This is a genomic window from Comamonas guangdongensis (genome assembly GCF_041079535.1).
Taxonomy (GTDB): Bacteria; Pseudomonadota; Gammaproteobacteria; order Burkholderiales; family Burkholderiaceae_C; genus Comamonas; species Comamonas guangdongensis.
Genome location: NZ_JBFYGN010000005.1, coordinates 155,203 through 170,023 on the forward strand (window position 1 = coordinate 155,203; position 14,821 = coordinate 170,023).

15 protein-coding genes and 2 riboswitches are annotated in these 14,821 nt (G+C 66.5%); of the genes, 13 read left to right on the forward strand and 2 right to left on the reverse strand.

What is annotated here, in order from left to right; genetic code table 11:
• Nucleotides 1-60: 60 nt before the first annotated feature.
• From AB6724_RS06250 to AB6724_RS06260, 3 genes are read left to right on the forward strand one after another with little or no spacing between them, the layout of a single operon-like run.
• On the forward strand, nt 61-1,233 hold the full coding sequence (locus tag AB6724_RS06250) for an L-rhamnonate dehydratase (protein WP_369337640.1): 1,173 nt from the start codon (nt 61-63) through the stop codon (nt 1,231-1,233).
• A gap of 8 nt (nt 1,234-1,241) precedes the next feature.
• Nucleotides 1,242-2,171, forward strand: coding sequence for a dihydrodipicolinate synthase family protein (locus tag AB6724_RS06255; protein ID WP_369337641.1), 930 nt, complete (start codon nt 1,242-1,244; stop codon nt 2,169-2,171).
• A gap of 10 nt (nt 2,172-2,181) precedes the next feature.
• Complete coding sequence (locus tag AB6724_RS06260; protein WP_369337642.1) at nt 2,182-3,630, forward strand: aldehyde dehydrogenase family protein; 1,449 nt, start codon at nt 2,182-2,184, stop codon at nt 3,628-3,630.
• A 24-nt stretch (nt 3,631-3,654) separates the two neighbouring features.
• Here AB6724_RS06260 and AB6724_RS06265 read toward each other — a convergent pair whose 3' ends face one another.
• Entirely contained in the window at nt 3,655-3,906 is a 252-nt protein-coding gene (locus AB6724_RS06265; RefSeq protein WP_369337643.1) for a hypothetical protein, read from the reverse strand.
• Nucleotides 3,907-4,045: 139 nt separating this feature from the next.
• On the opposite strand from AB6724_RS06265, the gene AB6724_RS06270 reads away from it, so the two are divergent.
• From AB6724_RS06270 to AB6724_RS06290, 5 genes are all read left to right on the forward strand, one after another.
• The gene (locus AB6724_RS06270; protein WP_369337644.1) at nt 4,046-4,516 is read left to right on the forward strand and encodes a CopD family protein; all 471 of its coding nucleotides are present in this window, start codon (nt 4,046-4,048) and stop codon (nt 4,514-4,516) included.
• 242 nt (nt 4,517-4,758) lie between these two features.
• Complete coding sequence (locus tag AB6724_RS06275; RefSeq protein ID WP_369337645.1) at nt 4,759-5,298, forward strand: MarR family winged helix-turn-helix transcriptional regulator; 540 nt, start codon at nt 4,759-4,761, stop codon at nt 5,296-5,298.
• Nucleotides 5,299-5,357: 59 nt separating this feature from the next.
• The gene (locus tag AB6724_RS06280) at nt 5,358-6,833 is read left to right on the forward strand and encodes an efflux transporter outer membrane subunit (protein ID WP_369337646.1); all 1,476 of its coding nucleotides are present in this window, start codon (nt 5,358-5,360) and stop codon (nt 6,831-6,833) included.
• 93 nt (nt 6,834-6,926) lie between these two features.
• On the forward strand, nt 6,927-8,255 hold the full coding sequence (locus AB6724_RS06285) for an HlyD family secretion protein (protein ID WP_369337647.1): 1,329 nt from the start codon (nt 6,927-6,929) through the stop codon (nt 8,253-8,255).
• A gap of 12 nt (nt 8,256-8,267) precedes the next feature.
• Nucleotides 8,268-9,884: a DHA2 family efflux MFS transporter permease subunit gene (locus tag AB6724_RS06290; RefSeq protein ID WP_369337648.1), complete on the forward strand. Its 1,617-nt coding sequence runs from the start codon at nt 8,268-8,270 to the stop codon at nt 9,882-9,884.
• A 101-nt stretch (nt 9,885-9,985) separates the two neighbouring features.
• Here AB6724_RS06290 and AB6724_RS06295 read toward each other — a convergent pair whose 3' ends face one another.
• A complete protein-coding gene (locus AB6724_RS06295; protein WP_369337649.1) occupies nt 9,986-10,315 on the reverse strand; it encodes a tetratricopeptide repeat protein in 330 nt (109 codons plus the stop codon).
• A gap of 151 nt (nt 10,316-10,466) precedes the next feature.
• On the opposite strand from AB6724_RS06295, the gene AB6724_RS06300 reads away from it, so the two are divergent.
• From AB6724_RS06300 to AB6724_RS06320, 5 genes are all read left to right on the forward strand, one after another.
• On the forward strand, nt 10,467-11,543 hold the full coding sequence (locus AB6724_RS06300) for an MBL fold metallo-hydrolase (RefSeq protein ID WP_369337650.1): 1,077 nt from the start codon (nt 10,467-10,469) through the stop codon (nt 11,541-11,543).
• Nucleotides 11,544-11,573: 30 nt separating this feature from the next.
• Nucleotides 11,574-12,086, forward strand: coding sequence for an energy transducer TonB (locus AB6724_RS06305; protein WP_369337651.1), 513 nt, complete (start codon nt 11,574-11,576; stop codon nt 12,084-12,086).
• Nucleotides 12,087-12,191: 105 nt separating this feature from the next.
• A riboswitch (glycine riboswitch) is annotated at nt 12,192-12,303 on the forward strand.
• An 18-nt stretch (nt 12,304-12,321) separates the two neighbouring features.
• A riboswitch (glycine riboswitch) is annotated at nt 12,322-12,430 on the forward strand.
• 79 nt (nt 12,431-12,509) lie between these two features.
• Nucleotides 12,510-13,646: a glycine cleavage system aminomethyltransferase GcvT gene (gcvT, locus tag AB6724_RS06310; RefSeq protein ID WP_369337652.1), complete on the forward strand. Its 1,137-nt coding sequence runs from the start codon at nt 12,510-12,512 to the stop codon at nt 13,644-13,646.
• A 118-nt stretch (nt 13,647-13,764) separates the two neighbouring features.
• A complete protein-coding gene (gcvH, locus tag AB6724_RS06315; RefSeq protein ID WP_369337653.1) occupies nt 13,765-14,139 on the forward strand; it encodes a glycine cleavage system protein GcvH in 375 nt (124 codons plus the stop codon).
• A 45-nt stretch (nt 14,140-14,184) separates the two neighbouring features.
• Complete coding sequence (locus AB6724_RS06320) at nt 14,185-14,736, forward strand: MolR family transcriptional regulator (RefSeq protein WP_369337654.1); 552 nt, start codon at nt 14,185-14,187, stop codon at nt 14,734-14,736.
• The last annotated feature ends 85 nt before the right edge of the window (nt 14,737-14,821 follow it).

The window sequence follows — 14,821 nt, forward strand, 5'->3', positions numbered from 1 at the left end:
ACCCACTTTCCGGGCGGCTTCCGCCGCCAGCCTTCTTCACTTTTTTCTACCGAGGTCTTTATGAAGATCAAGTCCGTCCGCGCCCGCGTCTATGAATGGAAGGGCAAGACCGTTCCGCCCCAGGGCAATTTCTGCTCCAACGCCATGGATCTCGTCTACTCCAAGACCGAGACCATGTCCACCTTCCGCTTTCACTCGTGGACCGTGGTGGAGATCGAGACCGACGACGGCATCGTCGGCCTGGGCAACGTGGCCCTGGCACCCAAGATCGCCAAGGCCATCATCGACGAGTACCTGGCACCCCTGGTCATCGGCCAGGACCCGTGGGACTACGAGTACCTGTGGCAGCGCATGTACCGCAGCACCCACGCCTGGGGCCGCAAGGGCGTGGCCATGGCCGCCATCTCGGCGGTGGACCTGGCCATCTGGGACATCCTGGGCAAGAGCGTGAACAAGCCCGTGTTCAAGCTGCTGGGCGGCCGCACCAAGGAAAAGATCCCCTGCTACTACAGCAAGCTGTACCGCACCGACCTCAAGGAAATGCAGGACGAGGCCCAGAAATTCCTCGACCAGGGCTTCAAGGCCTTCAAGATGCGCTTCGGCTACGGCCCGGCCCACCTGCAGGACGGAGTGAAGGAGAACCTCAAGTCCGTCGAGGCGGTGCGCGAAGTCATCGGCTACGACACCGACCTGATGCTGGAGTGCTACATGGGCTGGAATCTGGAGTACGCCAAGCGCATGCTGCCCAAGCTGGAGAAGTTCGAGCCGCGCTGGCTGGAAGAGCCGGTGATCGCCGACGACATCGGTGGCTATGCCGAGCTGAACAACATGGGCATCATCCCGATCTCGGGCGGCGAGCATGAATTCAGCCTCTACGGCTTCCAGCAATTGCTGGAAAAGAAGGCCGTGAGCGTGGTGCAGTACGACACCAACCGCGTCGGCGGCATCACCGCCGCGCACAAGATCAACGCGCTGTGCGAAGCCTACAGCGTGCCGGTGATCCCGCATGCCGGCCAGATGCACAACTACCACCTCACCATGAGCACGCTGGCCTCACCCATGGCCGAGTACTTCCCGATCTTCGACGTGGAAGTGGGCAACGAGCTGTTCTGGTACATCTTTGATGGCGAGCCGATCGCCGAGAACGGATTCCTGCAACTCAGGGACGATGTGCCCGGCCTGGGCCTCACGCTCAAGGCCGACTACCTCGACCAGTTCCAGATCACCGAGTGAGGACTGCCATGCCCGGACTCTCCAACCCGCGCTACCGGGGCATCTTCCCGGTCGTGCCCACCACCTTCCATGAAAACGGCACGCTGGACCTCGCCAGCCAGAAGCGCTGCCTCGACTTCATGATCGACTCCGGCGTCGACGGCCTGTGCATCCTGGCCAACTTCTCCGAGCAGTTCCTGGTCTCGGACGAGGAGCGCGAGATCCTCACGCGCACCTGCCTGGAGCACGTGGCAGGCCGCGTGCCAGTGATCGTGACCACCACCCACACCAGTACCAAGGTCTGCGCCGAACGCAGCCGCCGCGCGCAGGACATGGGCGCGGCCATGGTCATGGTCATGCCTCCCTACCACGGCGCCACCTTCCGTTTCGGCGAGGCGGCCATCCAGAGCTTCTACCAGGGCGTATCCGACGCCATCTCCATCCCCATCATGATCCAGGACGCGCCGGCAGCCGGCACGCCGCTGCCGCCGGCTTTTCTGGCCAAGATGGCCAGGGAGATCGAGCAGGTCAGCTACTTCAAGATGGAAACCGCGGGTGCGGCGGGCAAGCTGCGCGAACTGATCACCCTGGGCGGCGAAGCCATCGAAGGCCCCTGGGACGGCGAGGAAGCCATCACCCTGCTGGCCGATCTGGAGGCCGGCGCCACGGGGTCCATGACGGGCGGGGGCTTTGCCGATGGCATACGCCCCATCATCGAGGCGCACCGTGCAGGCGACAAGGACCTGGCCTTCGAGCAGTACCAGCGCTGGCTGCCGCTGATCAATCACGAGAACCGCCAGGCCGGCTTCCTGGCCGCGAAGGCGCTGATGAAACAGGGCGGCGTGATCGCCTGCGATGCGCCGCGCTCGCCCTGGCCGCCCATGCATCCCGAGGTGCGGCGCCAGCTGATCAACATCGCGCGCCGGCTCGACCCGCTGGTGCTGCGCTGGGCCCGTTGAAAGGATGAACATGCCCACCCATGACAACCTGATCAATGGCCGCTGGACTCCTGGCCAGTTCTACGCCCCGAACACCAACCCCAGCGACCTCAGCGATGTGGTCGGCGAGTACGCCCAGGGCGGTGCCGACGACGTGCAGGCCGCCGTGGCCGCGGCCTCGGCCGCCTTCCCGGCCTGGTCCACCTCGGGCATCCAGGCGCGCTCCGACGCGCTCGACAGGATCGGCTCCGAAATCCTGGCACGCAAGGAAGAGCTCGGCGAGCTGCTGGCGCGTGAGGAAGGCAAGACCCGCCCCGAGGCCATTGGCGAAGTGGCCCGCGCGGGCCAGATCTTCAAGTTCTTTGCGGGCGAATGCCTGCGTTTGAATGGCGAGACCCTGCCCTCGGTGCGCCCCGGCATTGGCGTGGAAATCACGCGCGAGCCCATAGGCGTGGTCGGCCTGATCACGCCCTGGAACTTTCCCATCGCCATTCCGGCTTGGAAAATCGCCCCGGCCCTGGCCTTCGGCAACTGCGTGGTGCTCAAGCCCGCGGATCTCGTGCCCGGCAGCGCCTGGGCCCTGGCCGACATCATCCACCGCTCGGGCATCCCCGCGGGGGTGTTCAATCTGGTCATGGGCCGCGGGCGCGTGATCGGCGAGGCCCTGGTCCACCACCCCGAGGTGGCGGCCATCAGCTTCACGGGCTCGGTGGGCGTGGGCCGCGGCATTGCCGAAGCCTGCGTGAAAAGCGGCAAAAAGGTGCAGTTGGAGATGGGCGGCAAGAACCCCCAGATCGTGCTCGACGACGCCGACCTGAACCAGGCCGTGGAACTGTCGGCCCAGAGCGGCTTCTACTCCACGGGCCAGCGCTGCACGGCTTCGAGCCGCCTCATCGTGACCGACAGGATCTACCCGGCCTTTGTCGAGGCCCTGCAGCAGCGCATGGCCCAGATCAAGGTCGGCGATGCACGCGCCGCGGGCACCGATATGGGCCCGGTGGTCAGCCAGGCCCAGCTCGAGCAAGACCTGTCCTATGTGGAAATCGCCAAGGCCGAAGGCGCGCGGCTGGCCGCGGGCGGCGGCCGCGTGGCCTGCCACACGGGCAGCGGCAAGAGCGGCTTCTTCATGGCGCCCACGCTGTTCGTCGATACCGAGGCCGGCATGCGCATCAACCGCGAGGAAGTCTTCGGTCCCGTGGCCAGCGTGATCCGCGTCAAGGACTACGAGCAGGCGCTGCAGGTCGCCAACGACACGGAGTTCGGCCTGTCGGCCGGCATTGCGACCACCAGCCTCAAGTACGCGAGCCACTTCAAGCGCCACAGCCAGGCCGGCATGGTCATGGTCAACATGCCCACGGCGGGCGTGGACTACCACGTGCCGTTCGGCGGGCGCAAGGGCTCGAGCTACGGCCCGCGCGAGCAGGGCCGCTGTGCGCAGGAGTTCTACACCACGGTCAAGACAGCCTATACCCTGGCCTGATATGACCCGAGGCCGGAGCGGCCGTCAGCGCATTTCCATCTCCACGGCCTCCTGAGACAGATCCCAGCCCAGCACAAAGACCTGGTACTGGGTCTGGCCACCGGCGTCGCTCCAGGTCTCGGGGCCGAATTCGCGCATATTGCCGAGCAGGCTCAGCCCCTCGCGCAGCGGGCTGGCATCGGTCTGCTCGGCCAGAACAAAGCCGCCGTCGCTGCTGCGCAGGGTCACGCGTCCGGTTGAAGGTTTGAAGGCGACAACAGTGGCTTGATCCGACATGGCTGCTCCGGTTTCTGGTGGCCACCAGTCTAATCATGCACGCCAGCCCCTGCTAGCCACAGCAATTCGACCAATGTGTTCCATGGGCGGGACGATCTCCGTTAGGCTTGGGCCATTTCCTCGCTACAACCACACGCCCATGCTTTTTGTTCTGTTCAAACTTCTGCACCTGCTTGCCGTCATCATCTGGGTCGGCGGCATGTTCTTTGCCCATTTCTTTCTGCGCCCCGCTGCCCAGGGGCTGCAGCCGCCGCAGCGGGTGACACTGATGCACGGCGTGCTCAAGCGCTTTCTCGCCGTGGTGCTGGTGCTGGTCGTGGTGGTCCTGGCCTCGGGCGTGGGCATGATCGCCAGCATCCATGCCATGGCCAAACAGGCGGGCAGTCAGTTCAACATGCCCGCGAGCTGGATCGTGATGAGCCTTCTGGGCCTGCTGATGATGGGTGTGTTCGGCCATATCCGCTTTGCGCTGTTCAAGCGCCTGGACGCTGCCGTCCAGGCCGCGGACTGGCCCGCTGGCGGCAAGGCGCTGGAGAGCATACGCAAATGGGTGGCTTTCAATCTGGCCCTGGGCCTGGTGATCGTGGTGGTGCTGCGCGTGCCGCTGTAAGCCCCCTCCACCAGCACCAAAAGCCCGGCCGAAACATGGCCGGGCTTTTTTATTTCCGGCTCCAACCCGCCATTAGCCTTACCCACCGAGCGCAACCGCTTCATTTTCAGGAGCAATCTGTCGTCTCAGGGACCGCAGATGTTCACCCTGCTGCGATTGAGGTCAGACACAAAACCGTCGGCTTGCGCAATAATTGCACCAACAATCATTGACCAGACAAACATTGGCATCACAAGTGCATCATGAGCTCCAGCACTCTTATTGATCCCGGCGACGAGTCGACCTTCTTCTATCAGGACGGCGTCTATACGCCCGACCAGAGCATAGGCTTTCTCATGCGTCGCGTGCTCAGTTCCATTCTGCAGGTCGCGGATGGCCAGCTGGCCGAGCACGGCCTGACCTATGTGCAGTGGCTGCCGCTGTACAAGCTGCTGATCTGCTCCGACACCACGAATGCCTCTCTGGCCAAGGACCTGGGCATGGACCCGGCCTCGGTCACGCGTGCTCTGGACCGCATCGAGGCCAAGGGCCTGCTGCAGCGCGAGCGCTCCACCACGGACCGCCGCGTCGTGCACCTCGTGCTCACCGACGAGGGCCGCCGCGTCGCCCAACAGGTGCCCAAGGTGCTGACCAAGGTGCTCAACTGCCACCTCAAGGGCTTCAACCACGAGGAATGCACGCTGATGCTGTCCCTGCTGCAGCGCATGCTGAGCAACGGCGAAGCGCTGCGCGAAGCCATGAGCTGCGCGGCCCACGAGCCCGGCGCCAAACCTGCGGCCTAGGCCGAGCAAACGGCTTCTCAACCCTGCCCCATTTCAATAAAAACCACTGGCAATCCGCTATGACTTCCCGCACCACAAGCTCCGCGCTCAAACCCGTGACTGCCGCAGCCGCCCTGCTGGCAGCGCTGACCCTGGCGGGCTGCGCCTCGCAAGGCCCCCAGCACCAGCCGATAGCGCAGCTCAAGGCCGCCGAGCTGGGCCTGACCGCCGCGACCGACAAGGACGCCGCCAGCGACGCCACGGCCCTGTCCACCTCCCAATGGTGGACAGGTCTCGGCGATGACCGGCTCAACCAGCTCATAGGCCAGGCCCTGGCCGGCAACCCGAGTCTCGCAGCCAGCAACGCGCGCTTTGAAAAAGCCGCGGCCCTGGCCACGGCCAGCAGCACGGCCAGCGACGTCCACGGCACGCTGAGCGCCGACGCCACGCGCCAGCGCTATAGCGCCAACGGACTGTTCCCGCCGCCGCTGGCCGGCAATATCTTCAACAGCGGCAATCTGCAGGCCGGCCTGTCCTGGTCGCCGGATTTCTTCGGCAAGCATTCGGCCGATCTCGAGGCCGCCCTGGGCCAGGCCCGTGCGGCCAAGGCCGATGGCGCCGCCGCGGCCAATCAGCTGGCCGCCCAGGTCGCGCGCAGCTATGTGGCGCTGGCCCGTCTGCTGGCGCAGCGCGAGGTCGCGCAACGCACGCTGGGCCAGCGCCAGTCCCTGCTGAGCCTGAGCGAGCAGCGCACCCGGGCGGGACTGGACAGCCAGGTGGAGCTGACCCAGGCCCAGGCCGGCATGCCCGACGCGCGCACGCAGATCGAGATGCTCGACGAGCAGATCACGCTGACGCGCCGCACCATCGCCGTGCTCTGCGCCCAGGCCCCCGATGCGCAGAACGCGCTCGCGCCCAGCCTGGCCGCGCTGCGCATCCAGCCCGTGCCCCAGGTGCTGGGCGCCGACCTGCTGGGCCGCCGCCCCGACGTGGTGGCCGCGCGCTGGCGCGTGGAAGCCGCGACCCGCGGCATAGACTCGGCCAAGGCCGACTTCTACCCCGACATCAACCTCACGGCTTTTGTTGGCCTATCGGCCCTGGGTTTCGACAATGTGTTCCAGGGCAGCTCGCGCCAGATGGGCATCACCCCCGCACTGCGGCTACCGATCTTCGACGGCAAGCGCCTGCGCGCCCAGCTGCGCGGCAAGCAGGCCGACCTGGATACGGCCATTGCCCAGTACAACGGCGCGGTCCTCGATGCCGTCAAGCAGGCCGGCGATGCCATCGCCTCGGTGCAGTCGCTGGACCGCCAGCAGCAGCTGCAGGCCGAGTCGCTGTCCAAGGCCGAGCGCGCCTATGACTTTGCCGTGCAGCGCTACAAGGCCGGCCTGGGCAACCAGATCACCGTGCTCAACACCGAGACCCAGGTGATCACCCAGCGCCGCCTGGCCGTGGACCTGCAGGCGCGCGAGCTCGACACCCGCGTGGCCCTGGCCGCGGCTCTGGGCGGCGGCTGGAGCGACGACACCCAGTCCGTGCAGGCCGGCGGCAACTGAGCCCCCTATTCCATCACCGCAGCGCGGCCGCCAACTGCTTCGGGGCCGCGCCCAGGCAGCAAAACCATTGACAGATAACAAAGCGCCAACATCATGACCGACAACACCAAACCTCAGAATGCCGCACCGCAAGCGCCCGCTGCCGCATCTCCCACCGCCAACCCCACGGGCCGCCGCAAGGGCCTGACCATAGTGGCCGCCGCCGTGGCCGTGGCCGCCATCGCCTGGGGCGGCTGGCACTGGATGGTGGCCCGCAACTACCAGACCACGGACAACGCCTATGTGGCGGGCAATGTGGTGCAGATCACGCCCCAGGTCGGCGGCACCGTGATCAGCATCGGCGCCGACGATACCGACTATGTGAAGGCCGGCCAGGTGCTGGTGCAGCTGGACCCCGCCGACTCCCTGGTGCAGCTGGCCCAGGCCGAGTCCCAGTTGGCCCAGACCGCGCGCCAGACCCGCACGCTGTATGCCAACAACGCGCCGCTGGCGGCCCAGGTGGCCCAGCGTGAGGCCGATCTGCTGCGCCTCAAGGCCGATGCGGCCAAGGCCAGGGAGGATGTGGAGCGCCGCCGTCCGCTGACCGTCACGGGGGCCGTGGGCAAGGAAGAGTTCGACCATGCCAAGGCCCTGGCCACGGCGGCCGACAACGCCGTGGTCGCAGCCGAAGCCGCGGTGCGCGCCGCCAAGGCCCAGCTGACGGCCGCCGAAGCCCAGACCAAGGGCACGACGGCCGAAGGCTTCCCTTCGGTGCTGGCGGCCGCAGCCAAGGTGCGCGAAGCGTATCTGGCGCTGCAGCGCACACGCCTGATCTCGCCCGTCGACGGCTATGTGGCCAAGCGCGGCGTGCAGCTGGGCCAGCGCGTGGCCGCGGGCTCGCCGATGATGACCGTGGTGGACCTGCACAACCTCTGGGTCGATGCCAACTTCAAGGAAAGCCAGCTCGCCGATCTGCGCATGGGCCAGAAGGTGGAGCTGACCGCCGATGTCTATGGCGACAAGGCCAGCTATGAAGGCAAGGTCGTGGGCCTGGGTGCCGGCACGGGCTCGGCCTTCTCGCTGCTGCCCGCGCAGAACGCCACGGGCAACTGGATCAAGGTGGTGCAACGCGTGCCGGTGCGCGTGAGCCTGGCGCCCGAAGCCCTGGCCAAGCACCCGCTGCGCGTGGGCCTGTCCATGGATGTGAAGGTCGATATCCGTGACCGCGACGGCCTGGCCCTGGCCAATGCCCCGCGCACCGAGCCGGTCGCGCAGACCGCGGTCTACGACGGCACGCTGGCCCAGGCCGAGGAGCGCATCCAGCGCATCATCGCCGGCGAAAGCCTGCCCGCGCTGACCTCCGTCGACGGCGTGCCCGCAGCCCGCCCCGCAGCACAGGCCGCGGCCAAGACCGAGGCGCCCGCAGCCGAGCAGGCCAAGTAAACCGGATCTGCCATGACTTCCACTTCCTCTGTCACGCCGCAAGCCCCGGACGGCGCAGGCGCTGCACCGCCGCCGGCCCTGGCGCAGCGCCAGCCCGCGCCGCTCAAGGGCGCGCAGCTGGCCATCGGCACGCTGGCCCTGTCGCTGGCGACCTTTATGAACGTGCTGGACTCCTCCATCGCCAACGTGGCCATTCCGGCCATCTCCGGCGATGTGGGCGTCAGCCCCAGCCAGGGCACCTGGGTCATCACCAGCTTCGGCGTGGCCAACGCCATCTCCGTGCCGCTCACCGGCTGGCTTACGCAGCGCTTCGGCGCCGTGCGCCTGTTCACCATGAGCGTGCTGCTGTTCGTGCTGACCTCCTGGCTCTGCGGCTTTGCCTCCTCGCTGGAGATGCTGGTGCTGTTCCGCGTGCTGCAGGGCGCGGTGGCCGGCCCCATGATTCCGCTGTCGCAGACCCTGCTGCTGTCGAGCTACCCGCCGGCCAAGGCCGGCGTGGCCCTGGCCCTGTGGGGCGTGACCACGCTGGTGGCTCCCGTGGTCGGGCCGCTGCTGGGCGGCTGGATCACGGACAACATCTCCTGGCCCTGGATCTTCTACATCAACGTGCCCGTGGGCCTGCTCTCGGCCCTGATGACCTGGAACATCTACCGCGACCGCGAAACCCCGACGCGCAAGCTGCCCATAGATACCGTGGGCCTGACGCTGCTGGTGCTGTGGGTGGGCGCGCTGCAGCTGATGCTGGACAAGGGCAAGGAGCTGGACTGGTTCGCCTCCACCGAGATCATCACCTTTGCCCTGGTTGCGGTTGTGGCCTTCGTGGTCTTCGTCGTCTGGGAGCTGACCGACGCCCACCCCGTGGTGGAGCTGCGCCTGTTCATGCGGCGCAACTTTGCCGCGGGCTCGATCGCGCTGTCGATTGCCTACGGCCTGTTCTTCGGCAATGTGGTGCTGCTGCCGCTGTGGCTGCAGCAGTGGATGGGCTATACCTCCACCTCGGCCGGCCTGGCGCTGGCTCCGGTGGGGCTGCTGGCCATCGTTCTGACGCCCTTGGTGGGCCGCAAGGTCTCCGTCTGGGACCCGCGCAAGATGGCCACCATGGCCTTCATCGTGTTCGCGCTGGTGCTGTGGATGCGCTCGCAGTTCACCGTGGAGACGGACTTCCGCCACATCCTGATTCCCACGCTGATCCAGGGTGCCGCCATGGCCTTCTTCTTCATTCCGCTGACCACGATCACGCTCAGCGGCCTGACGCCGGACCGCATTCCGGCCGCTGCAGGCCTGTCCAACTTCGTGCGTATCACGGCCGGCGCCATGGGCACCTCGATCGCCACCACGCTCTGGGAAAACCGCGCGGCCCTGCACCATGCGCATCTGACCGAGCTGCTGGTGCAAGGCCAGGGCACGTTTGCCATCACCGTCAATCAGCTGCAGGCCTCGGGCATGAGCGCCGAGCAGGCTTACGCGCAGATCAACCGCATGATCGACCAGCAGGCGTTCACGCGCGCAGCCGACGACATCTTTCTGGCGTCGTCCATGCTGTTCCTGAGCCTGATCGTGCTGATCTGGTTCACCAAGCGCCCCGCTGCCCATGCGGGAGGAGCCGAGGCGGCTGCCGGCGCGCACTAGGCCTCGGAAGCCACTGCCAGGAGCTGCCCCCGCCGCATCCACTGGCGCGGGTAGCTCTTTTTGATGGCGGTGCTGGCGCGTTCGGGCCCTGGCAAGCCGCTTCAAGCCTCGCCGGAGCGCTTGTCCAGGCGGCGCAGAAAGACCTGCAGCTCCTTGACCACCTGGGCGTCACCCTTGGCCTGGGCGCAGGCCAAGCCCTGCTGCCATGCCTGGCGCGCGGCCTCCGCGTCGCCCAGCGCCAACTGCGCCTTGCCCAACTGCTTCCAGGCCACCGAATAGTTGGGATCCAGGCGCGTGGCCTGCTGCAGATGGCTACAGGCCAGCAGCTCCTGGCCTTCGTCGGCATAGGCCTTGCCCAGGGTATAGCGCAGCAATGCGCTGTCCTTGCCGGCGGCCAGCATGTTCTCCAGATTGCGAACCATGGGATTCATCTCGTGCGTGCTCCTGTGGCGGCCAGTGTCTCACCCCGGCCGCCGCGGGCAAGAATGGCCGGCCTGCCGATACGGCCTCTTGCAAACGCCTGCTTGCAACAGCTGCAGCCGCCCCAAACTACGCCGAATCTGCCACTTGCCGCAATCTATCTTGTTCAAGAACTCCAGACCTGCCGCCGCCGGCTACGAGGACTCGCCCCAGTATGCGGACGGGCGTTTTCGCAACACCCATCCGCGCCCGGCCAACGGCCCCAAGCCCGACGCCAGAACGCTGTGGAACTTCTTTTTCAACAAGCCCGCGGACTCCGTACCCGGCCAGGCTCTGCCGGTGCAGAGCCTGAACGCGGCCGCCCTGGAGGCCGCCCCCGAGCGCAGCCTCTACCGCCTGGGCCACTCCACGCTGCTGCTCAAGCTGCGCGGCGGCTGGTGGCTTACCGACCCCGTGTTCTCGGAGCGCGCCTCGCCTCTGCCGTTTGCCGGGCCCAAGCGCTTTCATGCGCCGCCCGTAGGCTTGGACGAGCTGCCGCCGCTGCGCGGCGTGCTGCTGTCGCATGACCATTACGACCATCTGGACCGCACCACCATCCGCGTGCTTGCACCCAAGGTGGGGATTTTTCTGTGCCCGCTGGGGGTTGGCGACCGGCTTGCGGCCTGGGGCGTGCCGGCCGACAAGATCGTGCAGCACGACTGGTGGCAGGGCAGCGAGGTCGACGGCCTGCGCTTCACGGCCACGCCGGCCCAGCATTTCTCGGGCCGTGGCCTGCGCGACGGCAACCGCACGCTCTGGGCTTCCTGGGTCATAGAGGATTTGCAGGACTCCCGGCCGCTGCGCATTTTCTTCAGCGGCGACGGCGGCTATTTCGACGGCTTTGCCAAGATAGGCCGGCACTTCGGCCCGTTTGAGCTCACGCTCATGGAAACCGGGGCCTACGATCCGCACTGGCCCTATGTCCACATGCATCCGGCCCAGACCCTGCAGGCCCACCAGGATCTCGGGGGGCGCTGGCTGCTGCCCATACACAACGGCACCTTCAGCCTGGCCATGCATGCCTGGTGGGACCCGTTCGAGCAGATCCTGGGCCTGAGCCGGAAACACGGCGTCGCGATCTCCACCCCCATGATGGGCGAGCGCCTGGACCTCGATGCCCCGCATACGGGAACGCCCTGGTGGCGGGCCTGCGCCGAGGCCGATGGCGCCAGGCAGGCCCTGATTCCCGCGCAATCCTGAGACCGGGAGCGGCATGGCCGAGAATGCCGCATGGAAATTTCGCGCCACTCACGCTGCCTCGCCCTCTGCACCTCCTTCCTGACGGCCCTGCTGCTCGGTGCCTGCGCCGGCGCCATCCCACCACAGGCGGTCGAGCCTACTCCAGAACCGCAGGCCGATTCAACACCGGCCTCCAGCGGCCAGGCCGAGGGCTGGCCGGCCTGGATCGCTGCCGACTGCATACCACCGGGCCAGCTGGAGCGAAGCCCGCGGGCGCAGCAGCGCGGAACACCGGTCATCCATGCCAACTGGTTTCCCCAGGGCCTGCAGATCCAGGTCGTGGTCAGGCTGGAAGTGACGCCCCAGGGAGAGCTGGGCCGCGTGGCCTATCTGCCCGCCGGCACCGATCCACGCATCATGGCGGCCATCACGCGCTCGCTCAAGCGCTGGAAGTTCGAACCCGGCATGCGCGACGGCAAGCCGGTCACGGCCTGCTTCGAGCAGCCCTACGCTCTGAGTTTTCCGCGCCAAGACATTCCCTCCTCGGCAGCTGGCAAGCAGTGAGCACGCCGGGCGCCGGATTGCGCGCAAGCAGTTGCCCGGCTCTGGCCTATCGAAAACCCCGAAACTGCGTATTGCGGTGATGCGGGGCCCGCGCCCACGGCTAGAATTCCCAGGTCAGGAGAGAGTGCCTGCCGCTTCGAGCGGCCATGCACCGCCGAAGGCGCAGACACCCCATCCCGGTGCCCAAACGCTCAGGCAAAAGGACTGGCAACCGCTGTCGCACCTTGGTGCTACGGCGTTCCTTGTTGGAGAGAGATGCCGGATGGCATCCACCGAAGGAGCAAACTGCCCGGCCTCAATGCGCGGCAGTGAATCTCTCAGGTAAAGCGGACAGCAGGGCAAGCCCGCCATTCGTGGCCCGGCCATTCATGGCCCTGCCATGCATGGCAACTCATTTTGGTTTGACCACCGGAGCGCTTGCCTGTGACTGCTGCCGACACCTCTTCCGCCCTGCGTACCACGCCGCTGTTTGCGCTGCACCAAAAGCTCGGCGCCCGCATGGTGCCGTTTGCCGGCTACTCCATGCCCGTGCAATATCCCCAGGGGCTGATGGCCGAGCATCTGCACACGCGCCAGGCCGCGGGCCTGTTCGACGTCTCCCATATGGGCCAGCTGCTGCTGCGCGGGCCCGATGCGGCCGCCGCCCTCGAGTCGCTGATGCCCGTGGACGTGATCGGCCTGGGTCTGCACAAGCAGCGCTACGGCCTGCTGCTCAACGACGAGGGCGGCATTCTCGACGATCTGATGTTCGTCAATCGCGGCGCGGATCTGTTCCTCATCGTCAACGGCGCCTGCAAAGAGGCCGATATCGCCCATATCCAAGGCCGCATCGGCAGCCGCTGCGAGCTTGTCCCCCTGCCCGATCGCGCGCTGCTGGCCCTGCAAGGCCCCCAGGCAGCCACCGCGCTGCAGCGGCTTATCCCCGGCATCGGTGCACTGGTCTTCATGACCGGCAATCATTGCGACTGGCAAGGTCATGCGCTCTACATCACGCGCAGCGGCTATACCGGCGAGGACGGCTTTGAAATCTCCCTGCCCGGCGATGCGGCTCAAGCGTTTGCCGAAGCCTTGCTGGCCCAGCCCGAAGTGGCCCCCGTGGGCCTGGGCGCGCGCAACTCGCTGCGCCTGGAGGCGGGGCTCTGTCTCTATGGCAATGACATCGACACCACGACAACGCCGGTCGAAGCGGCCCTGAACTGGGCCATGCAGAAGGTGCGCCGCCCCGGCGGCGAGCGCGCGGGCGGCTTTCCCGGCGCTGCCATCGTTTTCGAGCAGCTGCAGGAGCCGCAGCGACTCAAGCGCAAGCGCGTGGGCCTGATTGCGCTGGAGCGCATTCCCGTGCGCGAGCCCGCGGTGCTGGAGAACATGGACGGCCAGCATATAGGCCATATCACCAGCGGCCTGCTGAGCCCCACGCTCAACCAGCCCGTGGCCCTGGCCTATGTGGCGCCCGACTACGCGGCGCCGGAGACGCAGATTTTTGCCATGGTGCGCGGCAAGCCCGTGCCCATGAAGGTGACGGCCACCCCATTCGTGCCCACCAACTACTACCGGAGCTAGGCCCGTGGCCTCGCGCTTGAGCAGGCCAGTTCGCCAAACCAGGCCCCGAACGCCGCTACAGTGCGAGCTGGACCTTTCTCAAAACCCGATTCCCCTGAATCCCCATCCGGAGCTTTTCATGAGCATCAAATATTCCAAAGAACACGAATGGATCAACGCCGCTGATACCCAGGCAGCCATTGTCGGCATCACCGTCCACGCGCAGGACGCACTGGGCGACGTGGTGTTCGTGGACCTGCCCGCCGTGGGCGCGACCTTCAAGGCCGGCGACGTGGCCGGCGTGGTCGAGTCGGTCAAGGCCGCGGCCGATGTCTACATGCCCGTGACCGGCGAGATCGTGGCGGTCAACGAAGCCCTGCGTGCCGATCCGGCCCTGGCCAACAGCGATCCCCTGAACACCGGCTGGTTCTTCAAGGTCAAGATGAGCAATGCGAGCGAGCTTGAAGGCCTGATGGAAGAAACTGCCTACAACGACTTCGCCAAGGACAACTAATGGCACACGGCCTTCGCCCAGCGAAGGCCGTTTTTGCATACCATCATGAGCACCACCCTGTACTTCGACGATCCTGAAGAAGGCCTTGCTCGCAGCACCAGCCATCCGGCTTTTGTGCGAGTGGCGGCGCATGAGTTCTACTACGACTGCGGTGACGACTTCAGCCCCTTCGGCAGCGATGACGGCAATGACACCCTGGCCTCTCTGCAGGACTGGTACCAGGAGCAGGCCGGCGGCAGGTCCCCCAAAGTCATGGTTTTCCTGCGCCAGCATCTTAGCGACTGGGATCTGCCCGTTCCCGAGGACATGCTCGAGCGCGACGACGCTGCCAGAACCCAGTGGCTGGCCGACGACGACATGAACCACCGCTATCTGCAATCGGTATGCCGTGCCCATGTGGCGACGGCCTTTGGCCAGCTCAAGATCGCCGGAGCCATCGATGCCGATGTACGCAGGCAGGCCCGGCTGGCCCTGGCATGCCAGCAATGGCTCAACGCCGTGGCGCGCAGCAAACAGCCCGATTGGGAATACGCCGATCAGGAAAGCCAGCGCCTGGCCCTCATGCATGACGCGCTGGAGCAAGCCTGCGCACCTTGAAACACCGGCCATGTGCCGCCCCTGGCATATGGCCGCCACGCATGCCTCGCATGCGGTCCGTCAGTCACAGTATTTGAGAATAGGT

Excerpts from the sequence above, each read along its gene's own strand:
- AB6724_RS06250 (WP_369337640.1), top strand. The coding sequence starts at position 61 with ATGAAGATCAAGTCCGTCCGCGCCCGCGTCTATGAATGGAAGGGCAAG.
- AB6724_RS06255 (WP_369337641.1), top strand. The coding sequence starts at position 1,242 with ATGCCCGGACTCTCCAACCCGCGCTACCGGGGCATCTTCCCGGTCGTG.
- AB6724_RS06260 (WP_369337642.1), top strand. The coding sequence starts at position 2,182 with ATGCCCACCCATGACAACCTGATCAATGGCCGCTGGACTCCTGGCCAG.
- AB6724_RS06265 (WP_369337643.1), bottom strand. The coding sequence starts at position 3,906 with ATGTCGGATCAAGCCACTGTTGTCGCCTTCAAACCTTCAACCGGACGC.
- AB6724_RS06270 (WP_369337644.1), top strand. The coding sequence starts at position 4,046 with ATGCTTTTTGTTCTGTTCAAACTTCTGCACCTGCTTGCCGTCATCATC.
- AB6724_RS06275 (WP_369337645.1), top strand. The coding sequence starts at position 4,759 with ATGAGCTCCAGCACTCTTATTGATCCCGGCGACGAGTCGACCTTCTTC.
- AB6724_RS06280 (WP_369337646.1), top strand. The coding sequence starts at position 5,358 with ATGACTTCCCGCACCACAAGCTCCGCGCTCAAACCCGTGACTGCCGCA.
- AB6724_RS06285 (WP_369337647.1), top strand. The coding sequence starts at position 6,927 with ATGACCGACAACACCAAACCTCAGAATGCCGCACCGCAAGCGCCCGCT.
- AB6724_RS06290 (WP_369337648.1), top strand. The coding sequence starts at position 8,268 with ATGACTTCCACTTCCTCTGTCACGCCGCAAGCCCCGGACGGCGCAGGC.
- AB6724_RS06295 (WP_369337649.1), bottom strand. The coding sequence starts at position 10,315 with ATGAATCCCATGGTTCGCAATCTGGAGAACATGCTGGCCGCCGGCAAG.
- AB6724_RS06305 (WP_369337651.1), top strand. The coding sequence starts at position 11,574 with ATGGAAATTTCGCGCCACTCACGCTGCCTCGCCCTCTGCACCTCCTTC.
- gcvH (WP_369337653.1), top strand. The coding sequence starts at position 13,765 with ATGAGCATCAAATATTCCAAAGAACACGAATGGATCAACGCCGCTGAT.
- AB6724_RS06320 (WP_369337654.1), top strand. The coding sequence starts at position 14,185 with ATGAGCACCACCCTGTACTTCGACGATCCTGAAGAAGGCCTTGCTCGC.